The 25,303-nt window shown below is 65.8% G+C and carries 18 protein-coding genes and 3 pseudogenes; 4 read left to right on the forward strand and 17 right to left on the reverse strand.

The genetic code is table 11. From position 1 onward, the window contains the following. Positions 1-788: pseudogene (locus tag G6N54_RS12140) on the reverse strand (polyphosphate kinase 2). 44 nt (positions 789-832) lie between these two features. Continuing rightward, positions 833-2,242, reverse strand: a complete 1,410-nt coding sequence (locus G6N54_RS29470) for a WS/DGAT/MGAT family O-acyltransferase (RefSeq protein WP_170313045.1) — start codon at positions 2,240-2,242, stop codon at positions 833-835. Between the two features lie 240 nt (positions 2,243-2,482). Between G6N54_RS29470 and G6N54_RS31340 the strand changes: the two are divergent. Further along, positions 2,483-2,964: pseudogene (locus G6N54_RS31340) on the forward strand (Rv3235 family protein). 141 nt (positions 2,965-3,105) lie between these two features. Here G6N54_RS31340 and mddA read toward each other — a convergent pair. The 11 genes and pseudogenes from mddA to G6N54_RS12210 form a co-directional block, all read right to left on the reverse strand. Beyond that, on the reverse strand, positions 3,106-3,864 hold the full coding sequence (mddA, locus tag G6N54_RS12160; protein ID WP_163790369.1) for a methanethiol S-methyltransferase: 759 nt from the start codon (positions 3,862-3,864) through the stop codon (positions 3,106-3,108). Positions 3,865-3,911: 47 nt separating this feature from the next. Then, the gene (locus tag G6N54_RS12165) at positions 3,912-5,495 is read right to left on the reverse strand and encodes an HD domain-containing phosphohydrolase (protein ID WP_163790370.1); all 1,584 of its coding nucleotides are present in this window, start codon (positions 5,493-5,495) and stop codon (positions 3,912-3,914) included. Positions 5,496-5,526: 31 nt separating this feature from the next. Next, a complete protein-coding gene (locus G6N54_RS12170) occupies positions 5,527-6,273 on the reverse strand; it encodes a hypothetical protein (RefSeq protein ID WP_163790371.1) in 747 nt (248 codons plus the stop codon). Between the two features lie 168 nt (positions 6,274-6,441). Further along, positions 6,442-9,288, reverse strand: coding sequence for a preprotein translocase subunit SecA (secA, locus tag G6N54_RS12175; RefSeq protein WP_163790372.1), 2,847 nt, complete (start codon positions 9,286-9,288; stop codon positions 6,442-6,444). 82 nt (positions 9,289-9,370) lie between these two features. Further along, a complete protein-coding gene (gene hpf / locus G6N54_RS12180; protein WP_372513198.1) occupies positions 9,371-10,048 on the reverse strand; it encodes a ribosome hibernation-promoting factor, HPF/YfiA family in 678 nt (225 codons plus the stop codon). Between the two features lie 349 nt (positions 10,049-10,397). After that, positions 10,398-11,030, reverse strand: a complete 633-nt coding sequence (locus G6N54_RS12185; RefSeq protein WP_163790374.1) for a ComF family protein — start codon at positions 11,028-11,030, stop codon at positions 10,398-10,400. A gap of 40 nt (positions 11,031-11,070) precedes the next feature. Continuing rightward, positions 11,071-11,295: pseudogene (locus tag G6N54_RS12190) on the reverse strand (MarR family winged helix-turn-helix transcriptional regulator); the annotation flags it as partial. Positions 11,296-11,491: 196 nt separating this feature from the next. Further along, complete coding sequence (locus G6N54_RS12195) at positions 11,492-13,126, reverse strand: FAD-binding protein (protein ID WP_232073683.1); 1,635 nt, start codon at positions 13,124-13,126, stop codon at positions 11,492-11,494. A gap of 15 nt (positions 13,127-13,141) precedes the next feature. Next, on the reverse strand, positions 13,142-13,861 hold the full coding sequence (locus G6N54_RS12200; protein ID WP_163790375.1) for an SDR family NAD(P)-dependent oxidoreductase: 720 nt from the start codon (positions 13,859-13,861) through the stop codon (positions 13,142-13,144). Between the two features lie 2 nt (positions 13,862-13,863). Beyond that, positions 13,864-14,886: a nitronate monooxygenase gene (locus G6N54_RS12205; RefSeq protein WP_232073684.1), complete on the reverse strand. Its 1,023-nt coding sequence runs from the start codon at positions 14,884-14,886 to the stop codon at positions 13,864-13,866. Beyond that, the gene (locus tag G6N54_RS12210; RefSeq protein ID WP_163790376.1) at positions 14,879-15,766 is read right to left on the reverse strand and encodes a Crp/Fnr family transcriptional regulator; all 888 of its coding nucleotides are present in this window, start codon (positions 15,764-15,766) and stop codon (positions 14,879-14,881) included. Before G6N54_RS12210 ends, G6N54_RS12205 begins: the two co-directional genes overlap by 8 nt. Positions 15,767-15,995: 229 nt before the next feature. Between G6N54_RS12210 and G6N54_RS12215 the strand changes: the two genes are divergently transcribed. Continuing rightward, on the forward strand, positions 15,996-16,955 hold the full coding sequence (locus G6N54_RS12215) for an AraC family transcriptional regulator (protein ID WP_163790377.1): 960 nt from the start codon (positions 15,996-15,998) through the stop codon (positions 16,953-16,955). On the opposite strand, the gene G6N54_RS12220 is transcribed toward G6N54_RS12215, so the two are convergent. Together G6N54_RS12220 and G6N54_RS12225 are read right to left on the reverse strand one after the other, a co-directional pair. Further along, positions 16,889-17,971: an AraC-like ligand-binding domain-containing protein gene (locus G6N54_RS12220; protein WP_163790378.1), complete on the reverse strand. Its 1,083-nt coding sequence runs from the start codon at positions 17,969-17,971 to the stop codon at positions 16,889-16,891. The genes G6N54_RS12215 and G6N54_RS12220 overlap by 67 nt on opposite strands. 84 nt (positions 17,972-18,055) lie before the next feature. Next, positions 18,056-19,093 (reverse strand): AraC family transcriptional regulator, encoded by a 1,038-nt coding sequence (locus G6N54_RS12225; RefSeq protein ID WP_163790379.1) that lies wholly within the window; start codon positions 19,091-19,093, stop codon positions 18,056-18,058. A 274-nt stretch (positions 19,094-19,367) separates the two neighbouring features. Here G6N54_RS12225 and G6N54_RS12230 point away from each other — a divergent pair, with 274 nt between their 5' ends. Beyond that, positions 19,368-20,744 carry an FAD-binding oxidoreductase gene (locus G6N54_RS12230; protein WP_163790380.1) on the forward strand — a complete coding sequence of 459 codons (1,377 nt, stop codon included), beginning with the start codon at positions 19,368-19,370 and terminating at the stop codon, positions 20,742-20,744. Further along, positions 20,728-21,789, forward strand: coding sequence for a class I SAM-dependent methyltransferase (locus G6N54_RS12235; protein WP_163790381.1), 1,062 nt, complete (start codon positions 20,728-20,730; stop codon positions 21,787-21,789). Before G6N54_RS12230 ends, G6N54_RS12235 begins: the two co-directional genes overlap by 17 nt. 3 nt (positions 21,790-21,792) lie before the next feature. On the opposite strand, the gene lpqB is transcribed toward G6N54_RS12235, so the two are convergent. Together lpqB and mtrB are read right to left on the reverse strand one after the other, a co-directional pair. After that, a complete protein-coding gene (lpqB, locus tag G6N54_RS12240) occupies positions 21,793-23,604 on the reverse strand; it encodes an MtrAB system accessory lipoprotein LpqB (RefSeq protein ID WP_232073685.1) in 1,812 nt (603 codons plus the stop codon). Then, positions 23,604-25,301, reverse strand: coding sequence for an MtrAB system histidine kinase MtrB (gene mtrB, locus G6N54_RS12245; protein ID WP_163790382.1), 1,698 nt, complete (start codon positions 25,299-25,301; stop codon positions 23,604-23,606). The genes lpqB and mtrB overlap by 1 nt, the downstream gene beginning before the upstream one ends. Positions 25,302-25,303: the final 2 nt, after the last annotated feature.

A 25,303-nucleotide genomic window follows, 5' to 3' on the forward strand; every position in this document is an offset into this window, starting at 1 on the left:
TCAGCTCTTGATCAGGGTGGCCGCGTAATCGTCGACGTAAGTCGACAGCTCGCGCGGCGGGCGCTGGTAGTTGCCGCTGACCACCGGACGTTGCGGCAACTCGACCTTCGGCTCGTCGACCTCGTGGTACTCGATACTGGCGAGCAGGTGGTGCATCATGTTCAGGCGCGCGTGTTTCTTGATATCGGATTCCACTACGTACCAAGGACTTATCGGTGTATCGGTGTGCACCATCATCTCGTCTTTGGCGCGCGAATAGTCCTCCCAGCGATACACCGATTCCAAGTCCATCGTGGACAGTTTCCAGCGCCGGACGGGGTCGTTGCGGCGCGCCTTGAAACGACGCAGCTGTTCACCCTCGGAAACCGAAAACCAGTACTTGCGTAGCAGAATCCCATGACTTTCTCGATCCCAGCACGGTTGTACCATGACCGGTCGAATAGCACGATTTCGCCTTTGCTGGGCAGATGCTCGATATACCGCTGGTAGTACCACTGGCCGCGCTCCCGATCCGTGGGCACCGGCAACGCGGCGATGTGGGCGGTACGGGGGCTGAGGTATTCGGTGATCCGTTTGATGGAACCACCCTTGCCCGCGGCGTCGCGACCTTCGAAGAGCACCACGATTCGCGCGCCGGAATGCCGCACCCACTCTTGCAGGTTCACGAATTCTGTTTGTAGCCGGAACAATTCAGCTTCATAGACGGCATCGGAGATTTTGGGCGCGCTGCGCGCGGAGGATTTCTTTTTCTTCGCCTTTGCCGGCTCGCCGTTGTTCGAGGTGCTCACGGTAACGAATAGTATATCCCCACACCAATTTTCACCGTCAACAATTAGCGGGAAGCTTCGAGCAGTTCCTCGAGTGATTGTTTCAACAACCCCGGCAGCAGGTCGACGTCGCTCATCGCCTCGCGATCGGCGTTGATTCCGAAATACAGCGTGCCGTTGTAGGACGTCACACCGATGGCCAGCGCCTGATTGTGCAGCAACGGGGGTACCGAGTACGTCTCCAGCAGCTTGGTGCCGGCGACGTACATCTGCGACTGAGCGCCGGGCGCATTGGTGATCAGCAAGTTGAACAACCGCGCCGAGAAGCTGGTGGCCACCCGGATACCCATGGCGTGCAGGGTCGGTGGCGCGAAACCGGACAGCGTGACGATAGTCCGGGCGTCGACCAGCCGGGCGGCCGACGGATTGGACTCGGTGGCGTGCGCGATCTGCGACAGCCGCACCACCGCGTTTCCCTCACCCACCGGCAGGTCGACCAGGAACGGGGTGACCTGACTGATCATCTGGCCGGGGCCCGTCGAGTCGTGTTGGTCTTCGGCGTAGACCGAAAGCGGTGCCATCGCGCGGATCGTCGCGCTCGACGACACCGCCATCCCGCGTGACATCAGCCAGTTGCCCAGCGCGCCGGTCACGACGGCCAGCACCACGTCGTTGATGTCGCAGTCGTAGCGGGCCCGCACCGTGCGGTAGTCCTCGAGACTGCCGCGCGCCACCGTGAATCGCCGATGACGCGAAACGGTGGCATTGAGCGGGCTACTGGGCGCGGTGCCGCGCGCGACGGTCCGCGCGATGTCGAAGACCCGACGGCCCACGTTGAGCAGTTCGCCGTAGTTCGTCGCCACCCCGGCCATCGCCGAGCCGACGGCCTGCAACTGCGTGCCCGGGCCCACCATCCAGTCGCTGAGCGCGCCCACCAGCAGCCGGGTCGAGCCGGGCTCGCGTTCCGGGATCCAGATGTCTTCGGGGAACGGCGCCGGCTGCCGCGTCCGGTCGGCGATCACGTGGCCGATCTCCAGCGCGGTCATCCCGTTGATCAGCGCCTGGTGCGACTTGGTGTACAGCGCCAGCCTGTTCTTGGCCAGGCCTTCAACCAAGTACATCTCCCACAACGGCCGCGTTTTGTCCAACGGCCGGGCGGCCAGTCGGGCGATCAGCTCGTGCAGCTGCTCATCGCTGCCCGGCGACGGCAGCGCCGAGCGCCGCACGTGGTAGGTGATATCGAAATCGGCGTCGTCAATCCAAACCGGCCTGGCCATCCCGATCCCCACCTCGCGGACCTTTTGGCGGTAGCGCGGTATCTGCGGCAACCGCTGTTCGACGGCGGCAAGCACCGTCTCATAACTCAGCCCGGTCCGCGGGCGCTGCAGGATGGACAGCGACCCGACGTACATCGGGGTGGCGGTGTTCTCCAGCCGATAGAAGGACGCGTCCGAAGCGGACAACCGGGTCACCATTGCGGCCCTGACCTCCTAGGTCAATCCTTGGCGTTCCCCGATGCTCTCGCCCACCGTAATCGTCCGCTAGGGCGCAACACGGTGCGGGTACGCGCGATGTCGAATTGTGCGATGATGACCGGCAATTGAAAGACCAATTGTCTGCCACTCTCCTGCAGGCCGCTCGTTCATCGATGACTTGGAGAGTGCGTGTCGACCGTCAGCCCCGTAAATCCCGCTCACCGAGACGATTTCGCCGTCGTGCCGGTCGTCGAGTACGAACCGCCGCCACGGGAGGTGCCGCATAACCTCGCGCCCTGCCGGCCGCCGACAGTGGCGCACCGTGGGCCCCGCCGACCCTACAGCGGGCGGGCCGTCCGGCGACCCGAGCCGAATCCGGCCTGGTCCGCGACGATGGGTCAGGCCGCGACCTTCGCCGACGCCGCCCTGCGCCGCGTGCTCGAGGTGATCGATCATCGCCGGCCGGTCGCCCAGCTCCGGGGTCTGCTGGTGCCCGGACTCGTCGACTCCGTGCTGTCGATCAGCCCGCCGGACGCCAGGCGGCCGCGGTGCTGCGTCGGATGCGGCTGCAACCGGTCAGGCGAAGCGCCGCGGAGACGGCCGCCGAGGTGTTCGGCTCCTACAGCCGCGGGGACCGCATGCACGCCATCGCCGCTCGGGTGGAGAAGCTGCCCACCAGCGGTGGAGTCCGCTGGCAGGTAGTCGCCCTGCACATCGGTTGAGGGGCGCGAGTGTTATCGGGCGCATCGCGTGGAAAACCACCGCGACGGGCGGACGGGCCGGTGGCCGCATCCGGCGCGACGAGCTGAGCCCGGCCGACGGCACAGGCTGGTCCGCGAAACCTGGGTCGCGCTCCTCGAAGGCTAGTGCTGGCTGGCCGTCGCGTTCGAGTGCCGCCGTACCCCGGGCACCAGCGCCGGCACCTCGCGGCGGTAGGCAAGATACTGCTCGCCCAGCGCCTCGACCAGATCGTGTTCTTCGAGCCGCAACGCGATCAGGATGTAACCCGTTGTGGCGATGCTGAACAGGAGGTGCCCGGCCGTCATCGTGGGCGTCGACCAGAACGCGATCAGGAATCCCAGCATCAGCGGGTGCCGCACCAACCGGTACAGATACCGTACGCGAAAGTCTAAGTTGCGGTATGGTTTTCCACGCCATGCCAGGTGCACCTGCCGCAAGCCGAACAGGTCGAAGTGACTGACCATGAAGGACGAGAAGAACACCGTCGCCCACCCGAGCCAGAACAATGCCCACAGCAGCACGCGTGCCGCCGGCAGACTCACGTCCCACACGACGTCCGGAAGCGTCCGCCACTGCCAATAGAGCAAGAGCAGCGCGCCACCACTGGCCAGCACCACGTAAGTGCTGCGCTCGATCGCGGTCGGCACGAATCCCGTCCACCATCTCTTGAAGGCGGGGCGCGCCATGACGCTGTGTTGAATCGCGAAAACACCAAGCAGGAGTACGTCGATCAGCACCGCCCAGCCAACCGGCGCCGAGAGCGCGTGGTCGACACTGCGTGGCACAACGATGTTGCCGACGAATCCGATCGCGTACGTGAACGACACCAGGAACAGCAGATAAGCCACTGCGCCGTAACAGATTGTCAGATATCGCTTCATGTTTTGATTGTCCGCCGATTGCCGCGCGACGAGATGGGGCGATTGCCTCAATTTTCGGTAATCGGCACTGACAACCCTTGTTGTAGGGCATACATGCTGGCGCCGATGCGATTTGAGACACCGATCTTCGCGTAGGTTCTCTCCACATGGTTGCGGGCGGTCTTCTCGCTGATCACCAATGCGGCCGCGATTTCCTTGTTGGACGCGCCGCGGGCGACGAGGCGAAGCACTTCGATCTCGCGCGGGGTGAGCCCGCCGGGACGTGGCTTTGGCCGTTGGGCGGGCTGGCCCGCCGCGTGCAGCACCGCTTCGACGGCGACGGTGTCGAGTTCGCCGGCGCTCGCCCGCTCGTACAGCCGCCGCGCCGCCGTACCGGACGACAGCTCTTCGCGGTATGGCCTTGGCTCACAGGCGGATTGATAGCCGACCGCGGCCGCCAGGATGCGGTCGGGCAGGCTCAGCGCGGCGCCGGCAAGCCCGCGTGGGTATCCCGACCCGTTCAGGCATTCGTGGTGGTTTGCGGCCACCTCCGCTAGCCGCCCCAGGCCGCGGACCTGGTTGAGGATCCGGGCGGTGAGATAGGGATCCAGCCGCACCCGCTCGAACTCGCCGGGGGTCAACGATGCCGGCTTGGACCAGATTTGATTCGACACACCGATGCGGCCCAGGTCGTGAACGTGGCCGGCACGTCGCGTCAGGGCCGCCGAGCCGGGATCGACGCCGGCGGCGAGCGCCGCGTCGCCGGCTAGGCCGGCCACCGCACGCGAATGCCCAAGAGTGAACGGACATTTGAGGTCGACGAAGTCGCCGAAGGCGACGAGAAGTGTGTCCAGTGCCTTGTCGTCGAGTCGTTGGTGGCGGTCGGGCGCCTCGCGCACTGCCGCCGCCCACGCATCGCCGGGGCCCGGCCCGGCCAAGATGGCGTCGGCATGGTGGATGAAGGTGTCGACGACCGTCGGGTCGAATTGGCCGCCGCGGCGGCTGCGCGCCATCGCCACGGCGCCCTCGACGCCGTAGGTCCGATGGTGCACCTCGACCATCTCGGCGAGTTGGGCGACCCGCATCTGTATCGGGATCTGCTCGCCGTGCGTGCCGGCGGGTAGTCCGCCGCCGTCGTAGCGCTCGAAAGCGAAGACGAGCGACGCCTGGACGTCGGGGCCCAGCCCGATGCGATCCGCCAGCAGCGCCGCGGAGGTGCAATGCGAGTGGATCAACCGGGACAGCTGACCGCGCGCATCGGCGAACAGCGTCGCCATGATGGTCAGTCGCTGCGTCAACGGCTGGCCGCGACCGATATTGCCCAGCAGGAACCGCCAGTACGGCAGCCCCGACCAGTCGACCAGGTACGAGTCGTGCCGCACCGCGATGTCGTCGCCGAACCACAGCGCGTATTCGTGGGAGTCGGCATGACACCCGATCCACATGACAAGTGTCGTGTAGTAGACGCAATCCCGTTGTGCGTCGGTCAGTCCCAGCCGATCGGCCAGCCGCGTCGCGATCATCGCCGCGCGCAGCATGTGCTCGGCGGGTTGCCCCAGACCGAGGTCGATCGCCACGGATAACGCCGCCAACAGCTCGGCCCGGCTGGGCGCCTCGCCCGCCGGCGCCGGCTCGGTGATCTGCGACGCCATCGGCTCATTGTCCCCTTCGGTCGCGTGCAAGTCAGCAAATCGAAGTGGTGCGCTGCACGCCGCGGTGACGGCTGGGGTCGAACGTCTCCAGACGGCCGCCCCCGGTCACGAAAAGCCCCCGCTGCGGCCCCCAGAAGTCGGCCAAGCGCGCCTGCTGACGCAGCGGGGTAACCGGGCCGAGGCCCTCGGCGCGCCACACCGCGCGCGAATCGGTGACGGCCCAGAATCGTTTGGGGGCGATCATGAATCGCTGGCCGTTCGGCGCCTTGCCGGATAACCGGACCCGTCCGGCTCTCATCATCGGACCGGCAACCCGCCCGAGCGCGGCGAGCGCCAACCGGTTGGTCCATACCCGTTCGGGCAAGCGCGGGGCGATCCCGCTCATCAACCGGGTCGACGCACTGGTCCCGAGATCGAGATGCCACTCGAGCAATCCGGCAATCCGGACATACAGCGACCAGGGGGTAACCCAGGCGATGTCGATACCGCATTGCACGGCGTCTCGGGGCGTGGCCGCGCTGAAGAAGCGGGAGCAACTGTGTTCGCCAGGGGTCGTCGCGTAAAACGTCCACACCCCGGCCGCATCGCGATGCCACACCGACCGATAGCCCGGCGCGAACGACGACCTGGGTATGCAGCGCAACGCCAGGTAATGCCCGCTGGCGAAGGGCAGGCCCAAAACCCCGAAACCGGCGAATCTTTCGTCATCACCGGGGGGCAGCGTGGCATTGTGCAGGACGGCCGAAGCGGCATCGGCGGGAGTGAGCGGCGTGGTCATGCACCGATGCTGCGCGCCCCGACGAGCCGGGCGCATGAGGCTAATGCCTCAAGTTCCCGGGCCGCGCCTCGGACGTGAAGTTAGTTTCACGCTGGGCGCCGAGCGTGAAATAACTTCACACTCGCGCCGAACGCCCGGCTAGCCGCACGCTCGGCGACGAACGCCCGGCTAGCGCTTCTTGACCGACTTCGGCGGCTTGGCGCCCCGGCCTTGTTGGCGGGCTGCGGCGCGGCGCTCACGCCGGCTGGCACCGGCGGGCACACCGGCCGGCGTCTTCTGCGCGCCACCGCCGTTGCGCTGGACCTCCGCCGAACCGTCCTCTGCCGGACCGGAATACGTCAGAGCGGGGGCCTCGTTGTCAATACCCTTGGCCCGTAACGTACTTGGTGCCTGCTCGCGCACCGCGGCGGGCGCGGGGGCGGATTCCTCTTGCTGCGGTTCGGCCGCGGCGGCGGTTGCGAACTCCGCCAACCCCTCCGGGGTTTGCACCGGCGCGACCTGCGGAGCGGGAATGGCCTCCACGGTGACGTTGAACAGGAAGCCGACCGACTCCTCTTTCATGCCGTCGAGCATGGCCATGAACATGTCGTAGCCCTCGCGCTGGTACTCGACCAGTGGATCGCGCTGCGCCATCGCGCGCAGCCCGATGCCCTCCTTGAGGTAGTCCATCTCGTAGAGGTGCTCGCGCCACTTACGGTCGATGACGTTGAGCAGCACGTTGCGCTCGAGCTGGCGCATCGCGCCTTCTCCAGCGATTTCCTCTAGCTCGGATTCCCTTGTGGCATAAGCTCGTTCGGCGTCTTTGACGAGCGCCTCGAGTAGCTCCTCACGGGTGAGGTCATCGTGGTCGGAGTCCGCGTCGCGGCGGGTGAGCGACTCGTGGTCGATCCCGACCGGGTACAGCGTCTTGAGCGCCGACCACAACGCGTCGAGGTCCCAGTCCTCGGCATAACCTTCGGTCGTCGCGCCGTCCACGTAGGCGGTGATGACGTCGCGGACCATCTCGAACGCCTGCTCCTGCAGGTTCTCGCCCTCGAGGATGCGCTTGCGCTCGGCGTAGATCACCTTGCGCTGCTGATTCATCACCTCGTCGTACTTGAGGACGTTCTTGCGGACCTCGAAGTTCTGCTGCTCAACCTGGGTTTGGGCGCTCTTGATGGCGCGGGTGACCATCTTGGCCTCGATCGGCACATCGTCGGGCAGGTTCAGCCTGGTCAACAACGATTCCAGGGCGGCGCCGTTGAAGCGGCGCATCAACTCGTCGCCCAGCGAGAGGTAGAAGCGCGACTCGCCCGGGTCGCCCTGGCGGCCGGAGCGGCCACGCAGCTGGTTATCGATGCGCCGCGACTCATGGCGTTCGGTGCCCAGCACGTACAGCCCGCCCGCCTCGATCACCTCTTCGGCCTCGGCGCTGGCTTCTTCTTTGACCTTGGGCAGTTCCTCGTGCCAGGCCGCCTCGTACTCGTCGGGCGTCTCCACCGGGTCGAGGCCCGCCGCGCGCAGCCGCTGGTCGGTCAGGAAGTCGACGTTGCCGCCCAGCACAATGTCGGTACCGCGGCCGGCCATGTTGGTGGCCACGGTGACGCCGCCCCGGCGTCCGGCCACCGCGATGATGCCGGCCTCCTGCTCGTGGAACTTCGCGTTGAGCACGTTGTGCGGGATACGGCGCTTCTGGAACTGTCGCGACAGGTACTCCGAGCGCTCGACGCTGGTGGTACCGATCAAGACCGGCTGGCCCTTCTCGTAACGCTCGGAGACGTCGTCGACCACCGCGATGTACTTGGCTTCTTCGGTCTTGTAGATCAGGTCGGACTGGTCTTGGCGGACCATCGGCTTGTTGGTCGGGATCGGGACCACACCGAGCTTGTAGATCTCGTGCAGTTCGGCCGCCTCCGTCTGGGCGGTACCGGTCATGCCGGCCAGCTTGTCGTAGAGCCGGAAGTAGTTCTGCAGCGTGATCGTGGCCAGCGTCTGGTTTTCGGCCTTGATCTCGACGTGCTCCTTGGCCTCGATGGCCTGGTGCATGCCCTCGTTGTAGCGGCGGCCGATCAGTACGCGGCCGGTGAATTCGTCGACGATCAGCACCTCGCCGTCGCGGACGATGTAGTCCTTGTCGCGGTTGAACAGCTCCTTGGCCTTCAGTGCGTTGTTCAGGTAGCTGACCAACGGCGAGTTGGCGGCCTCGTAGAGGTTGTCGATGCCCAGCTGGTCCTCGACGAACTCCACCCCGAGTTCATGCACACCGACGGTGCGTTTGCGCAGGTCCACCTCGTAGTGGGTGTCCTTTTCCATCAGCGGAGCCAACCGGGCGAACTCGAGATACCAGTTGGAGGCGCCGTCGGCGGGTCCGGAAATGATCAGCGGCGTGCGGGCCTCGTCGATCAGGATGGAGTCCACCTCGTCGACGATCGCGAAGGTGTGGCCGCGCTGCACCATGTCGTCGACCGAGTGCGCCATGTTGTCGCGCAGGTAGTCGAAGCCGAATTCGTTGTTGGTGCCGTAGGTGATGTCGGCGTTGTAGGCCACCCGGCGCTCGTCGGGGTTCATGTTGGCCAGGATCACCCCGACCTGCAGGCCCAGGAATCGGTGCACCCGGCCCATCCACTCGCTGTCGCGTTTGGCCAGGTAGTCGTTGACGGTGACGATGTGCACGCCGTTGCCGGCCAGCGCGTTGAGATAGGCCGGCAACACACAGGTCAGGGTCTTGCCTTCACCGGTTTTCATCTCGGCGACGTTGCCCAGGTGCAGGGCGGCGGCCCCCATCACCTGCACATCGAACGGGCGCTGATCCAACACCCGCCAGGCCGCTTCGCGGGCCACCGCGAACGCCTCGGGCAGCAGGTCATCCAGGGTTTCGCCGTCGTCGAGTCGCTTCTTGAACTCGTCGGTCTTGGCCCGCAGCTCCGCATCGGTGAGTTTCTCGACGTCGTCAGACAACGTGTTGACATAGTCGGCCACCCGCTTGAGGCGCTTGACCATGCGACCTTCACCAAGGCGCAGCAACTTCGACAGCACAGCTAGGTCCCCTGTTGGTAGGAGTCTTCTTCTTCCGAGCGACTCCCATGGTAGGGGACGACCCCGCGAGGACCGCTGATCGTCAGGACAGCCTGATCAGTCCGTAGTCGTAGGCGTGGCGGCGATAGACGACGGACGGCCGCTCGGTCTGCTTGTCGTAGAACAAGAAGAAGTCGTGTCCGACGAGTTCCATCTCGTAGAGCGCGTCGTCGACCGACATCGGGGTGGCCTGGTGTTCCTTGGTGCGCACCACTTGCCCCGGCTGATGGCCATCGTCGTCGCCGCTGTCGTGTTGGTGCGCCTCCGCGGACACATGGTTGTTCAGGAACGCCCGCTCCGGCGGGGTCACCGCGGTCGCCTCGGCCAGGGAAACGGGCGTCTTTTCGCCGTAGTGCACCTTGCGGCGATCCTTACCGCGGCGCAGTCGACTCTCCAGCCGGACCACCGCGGACTCGAGCGCGGAATAGAAGCTGTCGGCACAAGCTTCGCCGCGGACCACCGGCCCACGGCCCCGCGCGGTGATCTCCACGCGCTGACAGGACTTACGTTGGCGACGGTTGCGTTCGTGCTTGAGTTCGACGTCGAAGAGGTAGATGGTCTTGTCGAATCGTTCCAAGCGAGCGAGTTTCTGCGAGACGTAGACGCGGAAGTGATCGGGGATCTCGACGTTGCGGCCCTTGAAGACAACCTCGGCGGTTGTGGTCGGTTCCTGCTCGTCGACCCTCACCGGTGGCTCGTCCAGAAGCTGAGTGGAATCCACGGTTAGCCTTGACATACGTGACAACTCGTTTCTCTTTTCACGTCGCACGCGCCCTGCGTGCCGGCTTTCAGATGAAGCTCCGACGGGGTTGGGAGCGGTTCTAGAAAGATCACCGCCGCAGGCAGCCCGCCGGTGCAAGGTGTCGAATACTCACCCCCTCCGCGTATGCCGTCTCAACCTGGGAAATTGCGACCAGTGAATCGGAACCAGTGGGTCCCGAAGAGTTGTTGAAGGTTGTTCTCGACGTTAGCTCGTGTTCGCCTCGCCGTGCCACCGATTTGATGAACCCGTAGCGAGTTCTTCACGTCTTCTTGGCAATTTCACTGGTTTACGCCGAGTTTCGCCGATATCAGGCGACCGCGATCGCCAGCACGGCCGTCACGCGCGCTCCGGCCGCCGACAACACCCGCACCGACTCGGCAGCCGTCGCGCCGGTGGTGACGATGTCGTCGACGAGCAGCACCTCGGTGCGCGGCCGCCCGCCCCGCAGCAACACCCGGCCCGCGACGTTGCGCTCGCGCTCCGCGGTGCCCAGGCCCACCGAGTCCCGGGTCAACGCTTTCATCCGCAATGCCGCGACGACGCCGACGTCCGGATGCCGGGCCACCGCCGCCTGCGCCAGCCGGGCGACGGGATCGCCCCCGCGCCGTCGTGCCGCCGAGCGCCGGGACGGCGCGGGCACGACCGTCAATGGAGCCGCGACGATGCCCCAGGCCAGTAACCGGTGTATGCCAAGCGCCAGCGCCTGGGCCAACGGTGGTATCAGGTCGCCGCGCCCGTGCTCCTTCATCGCGAGAATCGCCTGGCGACGCGCACCGGCGTAGCGTCCGAGCGCGAACACCGGCGCTTGCGGGTCGACGCGTGGACTGATCAGGTGGGGTTCGTCGGGCTTGACGACCAACTCCATGGCGCACGCATCGCACCAGCGGGTCGACACCGTCCGGCAGTCGCCGCATTCCAGCGGCAGGATCAAATCGAGCACGCCGCCAGTGTCGCCGGTAGGGGTGACAGCCAGCTGCCCGCTAGTCGTTCGCCTTCTCGATGATCGACTGCAGCATTTTGCGTGTGGTCCGGGACCGGTTCGGGGTCAGATCGAACCTGTCGACTGGGCTGCGGGTTCGTTCGACCAGCCCGCGCTTCTCGAGCCGCTTCAACAGCGGCGTCGTCGTCCCGTAGTCGAGCTGCAAAAGTTCCACCAGCTCACCCACGGTCTGGTCGTTGCGCTCCCACAATGCCGACAGCGCAAGATATTGCGGGGTAGGTCAGGCCCGCGGCGCTGCTCACCGTCGTCGACGCGGAAAAGCCGCCGCTGCGCGTCATCTTCGGCTCCACGATGCTGCCGATCGTGAAGAACGTCTATCAGGACAGGATCACCGGCTGGGAGGAATGGGACCGCATCGGCCTGGAGACCTCGGCCCCGGCATAGCCATCCGCAACGACGAATCAGTCGATACCCGTTGCTCCCCTGTCTAATTCGCGTATCCCCAGGCGGCTGCTGACGGCGGCGTGTTGGCCCGCGCGGATACCCGAGAAGACGCAGTCCGCCAGCGACAGTCCGCTGACGTAGGAGTTCGAGCAGACGCCTACCGCGGTCCGGCCCGCGGCATAGAGCCCCCGAATCGGGGAACTCGCCTCATCCAGCACCTGGCCGCTGGGCCCGTCCACCCGCAGGCCACCCAGCGTCATGCCCGGGACGAAGTGGGCCAGCGAGGGCCGAACGGAGATGTCGATGCCGTAGTACGGCCCGCATCGCAGCGGCCGGCACAGCGTCGGCGCCTTGTGCGCGGGATCTTCGCGGCCCGCTTCGGCGGCATCGTTGTAAGCCGCCACGGTGGATGTCAGGCCAGACGGTGAAATTCCCAGCGCCGCGGCGAGTTCGGGCATCGTCTCCGCCTTGCGATGTCCGGCTGTGATCAGAAAGGACATCTGCAGCCGTTGCAGCGGCGAAGTCTGGTCCGCCAGTTGAGCGCGCGCCCTCTTCCACGTCGCGGAATCTAGGATGAGAAAGCCGTGTCCGCCGAACTTGCGCACCATCACGTCGGCATGGGTGGCACCGTAGAGGTCTTCGCTGGCGATCCGTTCGCCGCTGACTCCGACGGTGATGCCCTCCAGCATCGCCGCGGGCGGGCTCAAGAACCGCCACGCCGCCACGCTGTCCAGGTGCCCGGTCGCTCCGCCGACCCCCGTCCCGAGCTTGATGCCGCTACCGTCGTCGGCCTGTGTTCCCAGCGGAGTGATGCCCGCGAAAGCGGGTGCGTAGCGAAGCAGCATGTCGCGGTTGAACGCGAATCCACCGGCGGCCAAGATCACGTTCGGCGCGCCGACCATCAGCTCGGTTGTCCGTCGCCACAATCGCGCCGCGCCGGTGGGAAGCACCCGGGCGACGGTGGGAGCCCAATTCGTCAGCTTGTCCCGCAATCGCGTGGTGCGCCAATAGTGCTGCAGCAAAAGCGGATTGAAGTCGGTCACGGTGCGACAGCGCAGCCCCGCCACCTGCCCGCCTGCCATCATCACTTCCTCGGCGCTCGTCAGCGGCAGGAACTGCACGCCCAGCCCCTCGGCGGACCGGCGCAGCGGCCGATACAACGCGCGGCCGGAGGCCATGCCCTTGGCGACCTGCCGGTGTCCACGCGGAGCCGGGGTGGCGTGCAGGCGGTAGGGGTAGGCACGTTCGTTGCCGGAGAAGTACAGATAGTGCCGGTCGGTCGGATAGGACGTCTTGTAGTCACACAACGGCCCCGCGAACCGTGCGCCGTGACGCTCGAGCCACGACAGCCGTCGCACACTACCGTCGCAGAACGTGCGCAGTGTCTGCTCATCGACCGCGCCGTGCACCTCCTGGCACAGGTAGTTGAACATGTTCTGCGGGGTGTCTTCGTAGCCCGCCAGTCGCTGGTAGCGCGTGCCTCCGCCCGAATACACCACTCCCCCAGACAAGGTCGTGGCACCTCCGCCCACCGAGCGGTCCACCACGAGCACCCGCGCACCCCGTTCGGCAGCAGCGATGGCCGCGCACGCGCCTGCCCCGCCGAAGCCGACGATCACGACGTCGAAGCTGTTGTCGTCAGGAACAATCACGCTCGCTCCGATCCCTCAGTGGCCGGCGCTCTGGCCGCCGTCGATGTGCAGGATCTCGCCAGTGACAAAGGAGGCCATCTCGAGATAGAACGCACCGTGCACGATGTCGCCGACGGTGCCGATCCGGTGCAAAGGGTGCATCCCGGCATATATGGTGGCCGCATCTACGCCGGTGTGCATGGGCGTGTCGACGACACCGGGGGATATTGCGTTGAATCGAATTCCGTTGCAGGCGTATTCGATGGCCAGCGATTTCGTCGCCGCGATCAGGCCACCTTTGGTCAATGCCGTCAGGACCGACGGCACGGTGGTGTGCGCCTCCTCGGCCAGCGTGGCCGTGACGTTGATGACATGGCCTCCGCCGCCTTGCGCGAGCAGCTGGGCGACGACGCGTTGCGTGATCCCGAAGAAGCCTGCCATATTCACCGCCGCGACCAGCGCATAGTCGTCGTCGGTGTAGAGGGTGAAGGGTTTCGGGATGAACACGCCCGCGTTGTTGATCAGCGTGTCGACCCGGCCGAACCGTGCCAGTGCCACGTCGACGATCCGCTCGGCAGTCCGCGGGTCGGCGATATCGCCTGCGACGCCGACGACTTCGGGATGGGGCGACTCCTCGACGGTGCGTGAGTTCGCGATCACCCGGTAATCGCGTTTGCGGTATGCCTCGACCAGACCGGCACCGATTCCGCGTGAGGCGCCGGTGATGATGGCGACTTTCTGGTCCCCGGATCCCATGATCAGCCCGCCAGCTCTTGGACGATGTCGGTGGCAGAGCCCGTACGCGCGTTGCGGAACGACACACCCGTCCACATCCCGACGCCGTGTGGGTCGCCCAGCTTCACCGCGGCCGACTGAATGGGGGCGGTAATCATGGCGGCATGGGGAAATCCGCATACCGCGTGCGCCTCGTGCTTGTCGATGAATCGATTGCGCAACGCGCGTGCGGGCCGTCCGGTGAACGCTCGCGTCACCACGGTCTCGGTGAACTGCGGATCGCGCACTGCGGCACGGTGCACCGGGTTCGTTCCGGCTTCATCCGCGAGTAGCAACGCCGTGCCGATTTGCACCGCGGCCGCACCGGCATCCCGCGCCCGCCGCACGGCAGCGGGAGTTCCCAGTCCTCCGGACGCGACGACCGGGCAGTCGAAACACGCGGCCAGCGCCGAGACCAGATCGTCGAGAGGGTCGGCCGGTGGTGTCGCGATGGGGTCGAACGTGGCCCGATGCCCACCCGCGTCGGGCCCCTGCGCCACCACCGTGGTGACGCCAAAGCTGACGGCGATCAAAGCTTCTCGTACCGTGGTCACCGTCGCAAGGCTCAGGATGCCGGCGTCACTGAGGCGCTGGCACGCGACTTCACCCGGCGAGCCGAAAGTGAAGGAAACGACTTCCGGTCGCAGATCGCACACCACGTCGAGCTTCGCGGCGTACTCGTCGTCGTCATCGCGCGGCTCGCCCAGCGCTACGCCGTAGTACTCGGCATCGTCCTCGAGGGCCGTCGCGAACGCAGCCAATTCGTCGGTAGTGGCCACTCGAGGCTGGGGCACAAATAGATTCACTCCCAGTGGCCCCGACGTCAGTCTGCGTGCCGCAAGGATCGAGTCGGCCAATTCCTCGGCGGACACCAGACCCCCCGCAAGAAATCCCAAACCGCCTCCGTTGGAAACGGCGGCCGCCAGCGCCGGTGTCGACGGGCCGCCGGCCATGGGCGCGCCGAGCACTCGAACACTCAAATCCCCCAACGCAAATCGATCAAACACCGCAATCCTCCCCCATACTTACCTGCCGCACCTCACTAAGAGCGTGCCCGTCGACGATGACGATGCTGTCGCCCTCCAACCGGATCCAGCCGTTGGCCGCGAATCCGCGTAACGTCGCGCAGATCGTCTCCGGATCGACCCCGGCGAGCCGAGAGAAATCGGCACAGGTGAGGTTGTGCACCACCCGCACGACGCCACCGTCCTGCTGGCCAAACCGTTTCCGCAACAACAGCAGCCGGCTCGCGATGCGGCCTTGCGCATCGGCCAACCCGAAGTCGACCAACGAGTCAGTCATCGCCTTTACCCAGCGCGCGAACAACCGCAGCACCTGATCGCATACCTCGGGGCGTTCGACCATCCATGTCAGGATCCGATCGCGGGCAATCGGCACCGCCAGGACATCGGTGAGCGTGGTCGTGCTCATGTCTTGCCGTTCCGGATCGAAAAGCGTCATGGCACCGAAAATTTCCGACGGACCCAGAATCTTCAGGACGATCTCTTCTCGGCCGAAACGCTGGTACGAGACTTTTACTTTGCCGGAGATGATCACGTACACAAATCCCCCGAAGCCACTTTGAGCGCCGATCAACCGACCCGGTGGGAAGCGCTGGGGTTGCAGCTCCTTGGCCAAGGCGGCAACCACTTCGGCACCGGTCCTGCTGAATATTCCGGATGCGATCAGAGCTTGGTGTGCGTCACCATGCTCCAAGCGCGGCGTCGGGACGGCTTGCTCGGCTTCGGTTGAGCTCGCTACGCCCAACGCCTTTCCGTCGTGCCGCTGCTTGCCGAACGTCAACCCGATCGGACTCGTCGTCTCCCACCACAACAACGCCACCACCATCAGGATAGGCGTCAGGGCGATCGCGGGTGGACTATTCACGCCGTTAACGCTATGCGGGCCAACGCAAACGCAGTAGCCACCGTGCGCGGCCCGCGGGACAGATTGCGTAGCGGTCCGGCAAACGGCCGCGGGCCGTGATGCGCAGAATTCCCGCCGGAACGCGCAAGCGAGAGAAGTCCCGGCTGACCGTGGCCGACAGTGAGCGTAGCCTCGCGGACGCATGACCAATCGGCGCCCGGCTGCCCTGTCTAATGGCACCGCATGGACGATGGCGAATACGTTCGACGAATTCGCCACCCTTTGCTGCCAAGAGCCTCACCTCACGTTGCGCAGCGACCCGGACTCGTTTTCGCTCGGGCAGCGGGCGGGTGGGGTCGGTCCGGTGACCCTCTCCCAACTCGCCGTCCGGACGGACGTGTCACTGGATTGCGGTGAGCGGTGCAGCGGCTACCGCGTCAATGTGCTGCAATCGGGCCAATTCGAGTCAACGCACCGAGGTTCCTCCCGGCGCGCCGGGCGTGGCACGGTTGCCGTGTACCAACCGGAAGGCGAAACCGCGGCACGATGGATGGCAGGCACCCGGATGCTCGGCGTGAAGCTCGACCGCGGCGTCGTCGACGATGCAATGAGCGACACGCTGGGCCGGCAGGTGACCTCGCAGATCGACCTCGCACCGGTCATCTCGACCACGACCGCGGTAGGCCGCAGCTGGGTGAGCATGCTGTTGCTCCTCTACGAGCAGATCGCCCGGCCCGACAGCCTGTTCAATCAGCCACTGGTTGGATTGCCGTTCGCCGACAGCCTGATTCGTGGATTCCTGGTCGCAGCCGACCACCCCGATCGCGATGCCGTCGCCGAAGACGGACCCCGGCCCGCGCCGCGCACCATCCACGCCGCACTCGAAATCATCGATGCGGAGGCACATCTGCCGCTGACGGTGTCGGAGCTGGCGGCGCGTACCCACGTCAGCGTCCGGTCGCTGCAGGAGGGCTTTCGCAGTCATCTGGATTCTTCACCGATGGAGTATGTGCGTCGCGTCCGGCTGCGCCGGGCACATCAGATGTTGCTCGACTCGGACCCTTCCTCGGTCACCGTGGCCTCGGTCGCCTACCGCTGGGGCTTCACGAATCCGGGACGATTCGCCACTGCACACATCGAGAGCTATGGCGAAGCCCCTTCAGTTACTCTACGCCGCACAGGATTCCGTGCGCCCAGGGACAGGCAGTAAGGCTGCGCAGAGGGACGGGCTTGCGCAATGCCCTTATGCGCAGCGGCGCAACGCTTCCGAGGGAGACTCGCCGTAACGAGCGCTGTGCGCGGTCGCGAACCTTCCGAGGTTCGTGAACCCCCAGCGGTAGGCGACCGAGGCCACGGTAACGCGCCCGGATCGGACTCCAGCAGCATCTGGTGCGCCCGGCTCAGCCGGACCTCGCGCAGATACGCCATCGGCGTGACACCGAGATGATCGCTGAACGCCTGCTGTAGCGTGCGAACGCTCACATAGCTGCGCTCGGCCAGCACCGAGACCGTCAACGGTTGGTCCGCCTCGGCTTCAATGACGTCGATCGCGGCCCGGACCGCGAGCGGCTCCGGCTCGGCCGCCTTGGCTTCCAATGCGGCCCGGTATGAGTGATCGGTGGCGAGCAGCAGGCCGTGAACCAGACTCTCGGCGAACGGCAACCCGACAGCCGGCTGCTGCAGCGGGCTGCCCGGTTCGAACAGCTGCTCGGCGAACAGCGACACCATCGTGATCCAGCTGCGGACGGCCTGGTGCCTGGTCACCATGACGGGCTGACAGTCGATTTGGGAACTGACACAACGTCCCAGCGCGCCCGCGAGAGCGTCCTCGACGGCCTGCCGATCGATCATCACGGCCAGCATCCGGCCGGTGTAACGACAGATACCGGCCCTGCCCTCCGGCCGATAGACCCCGACCGAACCGGGTTTCGAGACGATCGAACGACGGCCGGCGCCGACGGCCGAAGACCTCGCGATCGGCACAGTGACGTGATAGTGCGGACGAATGTCGCCGCCGTTCACCCACACGTCATCGTGAAAATCGATGTCCAGCACAGTAATCGGACCGAGACGACGCGCCCGGTGCGTGAACGAAAACGAATCGGCGTTGACGGTCGGTCCGATTTCGGGCCACCAACGACACGGTGAATCAGGTCGGCCGGTGCGTAGCGCGGCGAAGTCGTCGACTGAGCGCACCGCGACCCAAGCGCTGTCTTCTGCGGTCACCCGGCCACCTCCCACTCGATCACGATAGTGCTCTTGCCCTGCGATCCGGCCAGGTCAAAGTTCCTCCCGGCTCGGAGGCCGAACCTAACACCGCCGCGCGGTTCTGACATGAACCCGTTCGTCGGCGGTGAGGCGGTGGAACGCCCTGCGGCGCAAGGTCTCCGTCGGCGTCTCGCGGTAGCGGGCCGAGTGGGCCGCGGCGAACCTGCCGAGATTGGTGAAACCCCATCGGTACGCGACCGATGCAACGGTCACCTGCGACGGGTCCGACCGCAGCAGCGCCTGATGCGCTCGCCGGAGCCGGACCTCGCGCAAATATGCCATCGGCGAAGTGTCCAGGTGACGCTGAAATCCCTGCTGCAGCGTGCGGACGCTGATGTGGGTGCGAGTCGCGATCGAGGACAGGGTCAACGGCAGATGCGCTTCTTCTTCGATGATTTCGATCGCGGAACGAATCGCGCGGGGCGCGAACAGCCGGACGTCTTTGGCGAGCGCGTCGCGGTGTGGGTGATCCACGGCTAGTAGAAACCCGCGGACCAGGCTGTCGACGAACGGCAGTCCGACCAGGGGTTGATTCAGCACACTGTCGACCCGAAAGACCTGATCTCTGAAAAGCGCCATCATGTTGATCCAGCTTCGTGCCGCGGCCGACTCGGTGGACATGACGGGCGCGAAATCAGGCTGCGACATCACCTGCCAACCGAGTGCATCGCTGAGCGCGTCCTCGACGGCCGAACGTTCGAGTTTGAACGAGACGAAATTGCTTCCGGCACTCCATTTCCCCAAGACGCGACCCTGCGGCGGATATACCATGGCCGCACCGGGTCCACCCGCCATTGAGAGACCCCGATATGCGGACTCGGTGCGTCCCGCGCGCATCACCACGACTCGATACGCCCCGCATACCTCGCCGGCGTCCAGCGCCATCTCGGACCCGAGAGCGACTTCGGAAACGGTAGCCGCACCGATTCGACCCACCCGACGACACAGCGAAAGCGATTCGGGCTCGCTCAGCAGATGCGTGTGGGCGCGGCCGCAGCACACCAGGGCAAAGTCGTCGAACGTCCGAGCCGGCTTCCAAATGTGCACATCCGAAGCGTCGGCCGTGGGTAATTCCGTCATTCGATCGCCTCCCTCCACGAATCCACTGATGCCCCTTACACACCCGCGTGCAAACAAGCTAACGTTGCTGGCCGAGGTCGCGCCATGCCGCCCTGGGGGCCGTGCGCAATCCGGCTAATCCGTTGCGTGTTTAGGCTAGCCCGGTTGTGGGCACATCCCTACGGTCTAGCCTGGGTATCGCACCGAGAAGCCCCTCGTCGAAACCGAAAGCCTTCCTATGACCCACGCTGAATCAGTTCCTATTCAGCGCTTTTCGGATCATCAGCTCGCGACCTTGGATGCTCGGATCGACGGTGACATCGTGCACTGTCTATCCACGGAATACCAGCAAGCGCGTCGTGTCTGGAACGCGATGATCGACCGATACCCCGCGCTGGTCGTCCGTTGCCGGGCCGACGGCGACGTCATCGCCGCAATAGAATTCGCCCGTGAGCATGCTATCGGGATGACCGTCAGAGGCGGCGGCCACAGTGTCGCAGGGCATTCCATGATCGACGGCGGCCCGATCATCGATCTCAGCCGGATGTGCGAGGTAAGCGTTGACCCAGACGCCGGCACGGTACGCGTCGGTGGCGGCTGCCTGATAGCGGATATGGACCGGGCTACCCAGATCCACGGTCTTGCAACGCCAGCGGGCGTGATGTCGGAGACGGGTGTGGCCGGGCTGGCACTCGGCGGTGGGACCGGTCGGCTCAGCCGCAAGTACGGCCTCACCTGCGACAATCTGCTTTCGGCTCGAGTGGTCTTGGCCAACGGCAGGGTGGTCCAAGTCAGCGCGAATGAGAATGCCGATCTGTATTGGGGCCTGCGTGGCGCAGGAACCAACTTCGGCGTCGTAATGGAGTTCGAATTTGCAGCACACGTTGTCGCCCAACCGCTTCCCGTTGGCACCGCATTCTATAGCCTGGATAATGCGGCCGATGCGATCGCCCACTACGACCAGGTGATGCGGCGCGCTCCCGATGACCTGAAGGTCGTGTTGTACTTGCGCCGCGCCTTCACTGAGCCGGGAGTGCCCGACGAGCTCGTCGACGCGCCGGTGTGTGCGAGGGTAAGCGTGTGGACCGGAAATCCCGCCGACGCCCGATCGATCAACGAACATCTGTGGAGCGGCGCTCCGCACGCGTTCACGGGAATCCAAGCGATACCGTTCGTCGAACTGCAATCGGTAAACGACGGCCTGCTCGGTCCCGGCGCCTGCAACTACACCAAAGGCGGCTACCTCGGTGAAATCACCGGTGACTGCGTCAGCGCGTTGATCGACTCGGCGCAGCGACTTCCTTCGGCGATGTCGGTGTTGGAGGTCTCCTATCAGCATGGCGCGCAGGACCGGCTGGGCGAAAGCGACACCGCTTTTCCGGATCGCCACGCCGATCACTTTCTCAATGTGCTCACTCGATGGGCACCAGGCGACGACGGTCGCCCCCATATCGAATGGGCACGAGAGACTTTCGCGACGACATCCAACTTTCATAGCGGAGGGGTCTACTCGAATTTCTTGGCTTACGACGACGATGGTCGGGTGCGCGAGACCTACCGAAACGGTAAATACGAGCGACTGGCCGCTATCAAGGCCGCCTACGCTCCTGACAACATCTTCAACAGCAACCCAAATATTCTCCCCGCCAACATGATTGAACGGCAAACCTGACGTGCACCTGGGCATGATCCCGGACGACCCGGCCGAATGGAAGGCGCTGGCGTCACGCCAACTACCGTTACCAATCTTCGAAACCCACTTCGCATTCGCCCGTGCACGCGCGATCATGGCGGCAACCAAACTTGGCGTTTTCGAGTCGTTGAGCGAGCAGGCGGCGACGCCGGCCGAGGTCGCCGAGCGGTGCGGAACGGACACGTTCGCGACGCGGCAACTGCTGGTCGCCCTCGCCGGGTCCGGCTACCTGCTGTACCGCGAAGGCCGGTACGCGCTGGCTCAGACCGCGCGCACCTGGCTGCTGTCGGAAAGTCCTCGCTCGATGGTCGATGCGGTGCTCTTCGCGTTCGACGAGTGGGAGCTCATGATGCACGTCGAAGACTATGTGCGTACCGGTATCCCGCTCGAGCTGCACCAGACCATGACCGGTGTGCAATGGGCGCATTACCTGCGGTCCATGCGGGCAATGGCCGGCGTGATCGCGCACGAGGTCGCGCAGTTCCTCCCGGTGCCGGGCGGCGCCACCGACATGATCGACGTCGGCGGCGCGCACGGACGTTACTCGGTTGCCCTGTGCCGGCGCCATTCCCAGTTGCGCTCGGTAGTCCTGGACGTGCCCGAGGCCGTCAGGGCCGCGGCGCCGCTGTTGGCCACCGAGAACCTGGGTGCTCGCGTCGTCCACCTCGAAGCCGACGCGCTGACGCATGGTTTCGGTGTCAAGACCTACGACGTGGTGTTGTTGTGCAATCTCGCACGACACTTCAGCGCCGCGGAGAACGCGCTGCTAATCCGGCGATTGGGGCGCGCCCTGCGGCCACGCGGCGTCCTCGCGGTTATCGAGCCCCTGCGTCTCGAAACAGGGCATAGTGCAAGCGAATTCGCTGCTCTGAACGAACTGTACTTCGGGTCGACCAGCCGCTCCGGCACATGGACAACACGTGACTCCGCGGACTGGCAGCGTGCTGCAGGACTGCAGCCGTCCGCCGACCCGATCACCTTGAGCGGCGGCGACGTCGGCTTACAGATCGCGACGAAGATCTAGCGGCTAACCCGGCAGCACCGGGACGGCGCCACCGGTCATCAGGCCCGGCACCTCCGACCACGTCTGCTGACTTTCCGACGCCGACGCCGAATACTGCAGCACGCCTTGCGGAGCCGCGACGTAGACGGTCGACGGGTTGGCCGCGATCGCGGTCAGCGGAATCTGCAAACCGTGCGCGGGAGCATCGGAGTTCACCCCGTCGAGGTTGACGTACGAGACCGGATGAGCGAGGTCGTTGCGGGTGACCACCATGTCGTCGCCGGTGCGCCAGTACAGGGACACCACCGTATTGCCCAGCCCGAAACCCAACCGACGGGGATAGGTCAGCGCATACTGCCCGGCCTGGGTCTGCTCGACACCCGCGAGGATGACCTCGCCGCCGATCACCATCGCGGCCCGGGTGCCGTCGCGGGACAGTTGCAGGTCGGTGATCGGCCCCGGGAACTTGCTCGCCAACGCCCCGGAATCCACCGGAAGGCGCGCGGGTTGCCCAGATGCCGGCTCCTGGATGGCCCGCAGCACGTTATTACCATCCACCACCACCCAGACCGCGTCGTCCAGGGCCCAACTGGGACGCGACAGGCTGTGTCCGTCGGCGGATTGAACCGCCTCGCCACCGAGATCACCGATCCACAGTGACTCCGCCATGTCGGGGGCGCCGCGGTGCAGGGTCACGACGGACGCCACCTGCCGTCCGCTGCGGGACAACGCGGCCAGCGTCTGGTCGCCCATCCGGCCGATAGCGCCGGGCACCGTGCTGGTCCGCTGCCCGTCCAATCCGACCAGCGATCCGTTGATCAGGGCGTGCAGGCCCGCGCCGGCTCCGTCGGCCACGCCGGGGTCGGTGGCGGCGACGTCGGAGGTGGTCCACCCTTCGGCGAACCGGTCGTCCAGCGGGGCCCCGTCGGCATTGATCACATAGGGCCCCCGGATGTCGGCTCGGGCCAGCGTCCAAATGATTTGCGCGGCAAGCAATTGCCTACTGTGCGGGTCGGTGGTCGACAGCTTCTGCAAATCGATGCGCGCCCCACCGTAGCCGCGCCCGATCCCGTTCTTACCGCCGTCGGCCCGGGTCACCGGCCCGCGCAGCCGCAAGGGCGGGGCGAGCAGGTTGCGTACTGTGTGCGCCATCTCGGGCCGGGGTCCGGCCAACAGCTTGGAGATGAGTTCGGTGGGCAGCTGATCATGGTCGGAGACCGCAACGTAGCGCGGGTCGGGCACCACCGTCTTACCGGTCGGGTCGGCGAAGTACAGCGTGTTGCGTTTGTAGGTGGCCTGAAACTGTTGCCAGTCCAGGAAAACACCGTTGGGCAGCTTGTCGATTCGCCAGCCGCCGGATGTCTTGACCAACTCGATCGCGCCCGGGTCCGGCAGCACGCCCTCGGCCGTCTCGAACACCCCGATATCGGACAGCGAACCCAAGATGTCAGCCCGCATCGTCGCCGAAACCCGTTCGGCGCCACGGGTTTCGACGAACACCACGTGGTCGATCAGCAGTGCGCTACCGGCGTCGTCCCAGGCGTTGGATGCCGACTGGGTGAGGAACTGCCGCGCCGCCAGATGCCGGTTGGCCGGATCGGCTGTGGCCTTGAGGAATTCGCGGAGCAACACGTCGGGATCCATGCCGGGGGTCGGCTTGGGCAGATTCGACGGCGCGGGCCGCTCGACCGTACCGATGGCCTGCGGCGCCGATGTGCTCGGCACCCCAGCACACCCGGCGAGCAGCGCCGCCAGCAGCGCGACGACGAGCTTGCGCCCGACGACGATGCGGGCCGAGATCGCCCGCTGAGAAGTCGGGCAATCCAGCGTCCGCATCACAGGCTCCACTCGGCGTGCTCATGCTGGCGCGGCCGCTCCGTGCCCACCGGCTGCTGCTGCCCGGGCTCCCCCGCCGGGGGCGCCGGCGTCGGGATGGGTTTCATCGGCAACGGACTGGTGGTGACCTTGTGGCCACGCACCAACGGAAGCGTCAGCCGGAAGCAGGCGCCCCGACCGGGTTCACCCCACGCCTCCAACCGTCCCTGGTGCAGGCGGGCGTCCTCGACGCTGATCGCCAGGCCCAGCCCGGTCCCGCCGGAGCGCCGTACCCGTGACGGGTCCGAGCGCCAGAACCGGCTGAACACCAGCTTCTCCTCGCCGGGCCGCAGCCCCACTCCGTAGTCGCGGACCGTGACGGCGACGGTGTCCTCATCGACGCCCATCCGGATCCGCACCGGTTTGTGCTCGGCATGGTCGATGGCGTTGGCGATCAAATTGCGCAGAATCCGCTCCACTCGCCGCGGATCGACCTCGGCGATCACCTCTTCGGCGGGCATGTCGACCAGCAGCTCGATGCCGGCGTCCTCGGAAAGGTGGCCCACATTGCCCAGCGCGCTCTGCACGGTCGTGCGCAGATCCACTGCCTCCACCGACAATTCGGCGACACCGGCGTCGTGCCGGGAGATTTCCAGCAGATCGTTGAGCAGCGTCTCAAAGCGATCGAGTTCGTTGACCATCAACTCCGTGGAGCGTTGCAGGGTGGGGTCGAGCTCGGAACTGTGGTCGTAGATCAGGTCGGCGGCCATCCGCACCGTGGTCAGCGGTGTACGAAGTTCGTGGCTGACATCGGAGGTGAACCGCCGCTGCAGGTTGCCGAACTCTTCGAGCTGGGTGATCTGGCGCGACAGACTCTCGGCCATGTCGTTGAAAGACACCGCCAGCCGTGCCATGTCGTCTTCACCGCGCACCGGCATTCGTTCGGACAGATGCCCCTCGGCGAACCGTTCGGCGATCCGCGACGCCGAGCGCACCGGCACCACCACTTGCCGCGATACCAGCAGGGCGATCCCGGCGAGCAGCACCAGCAGCACCGCCCCACCGGTGATCATCGTGCCGCGCACCAGCGTGATCGTGGCCTGCTCACTGGCCAGCGGGAAGATCAGATACAGCTCCAGGTTGGCTACCTGCGACGACGCCGGCGTGCCGACGATCAGTGCCGGTCCGGAAAAGCCTTCGGTGTGCACCGTCGCGTACTGGTAGGCCGCCTGCCCGGCCTTCACGAAGCCGCGCAGCGAGGCGGGCACCTGGTCGACCGGCCCGGCAGCCGTCGCAGCGCGCGGGCCGTCGCCCGGCACGATCAGCACCACGTCGAACGCACCGGCGAGACCGGGACCGGAGGACGGATCGGTTTTCGACGTTAACGTGTTGCGGGCCAGCTGCAGGCTGCTGTCCAGCGAGCGCGTCTCCTCGCCGTTGACGATCCCGCCGACCGTCGTGCGGGCCCGTTCGATCTGCTCGACGCCCGCCTTGACCTTGACGTCAAGAACCCGGTTGGTGACCTGACTGGTCAGCACGAAGCCGAGCGCCAGGATCACCGTCAACGACAACCCGAGAGTCAATGCCACGACTCGCAGTTGCAGCGAACGGCGCCAGGCAATGCCGACGGCTCGACTCAACGCACTCATGCCCCGAGTCATGGGGCCGGTGCGCCCCCAGCGGTGACCGTGAATACGTCGCCGCGAGCCCCAAATCAATG

The organism is Mycobacterium stomatepiae (assembly GCF_010731715.1).
Classification (GTDB): domain Bacteria; phylum Actinomycetota; class Actinomycetes; order Mycobacteriales; family Mycobacteriaceae; genus Mycobacterium; species Mycobacterium stomatepiae.

Excerpts from the sequence above, each read along its gene's own strand:
- mddA (WP_163790369.1), bottom strand. The coding sequence starts at position 3,864 with ATGAAGCGATATCTGACAATCTGTTACGGCGCAGTGGCTTATCTGCTG.
- G6N54_RS29470 (WP_170313045.1), bottom strand. The coding sequence starts at position 2,242 with ATGGTGACCCGGTTGTCCGCTTCGGACGCGTCCTTCTATCGGCTGGAG.
- G6N54_RS12170 (WP_163790371.1), bottom strand. The coding sequence starts at position 6,273 with ATGACCACGCCGCTCACTCCCGCCGATGCCGCTTCGGCCGTCCTGCAC.
- G6N54_RS12165 (WP_163790370.1), bottom strand. The coding sequence starts at position 5,495 with ATGGCGTCGCAGATCACCGAGCCGGCGCCGGCGGGCGAGGCGCCCAGC.
- G6N54_RS12200 (WP_163790375.1), bottom strand. The coding sequence starts at position 13,861 with ATGGGATCCGGGGACCAGAAAGTCGCCATCATCACCGGCGCCTCACGC.
- lpqB (WP_232073685.1), bottom strand. The coding sequence starts at position 23,604 with ATGCGGACGCTGGATTGCCCGACTTCTCAGCGGGCGATCTCGGCCCGC.
- G6N54_RS12215 (WP_163790377.1), top strand. The coding sequence starts at position 15,996 with ATGGCGAATACGTTCGACGAATTCGCCACCCTTTGCTGCCAAGAGCCT.
- G6N54_RS12225 (WP_163790379.1), bottom strand. The coding sequence starts at position 19,093 with ATGACGGAATTACCCACGGCCGACGCTTCGGATGTGCACATTTGGAAG.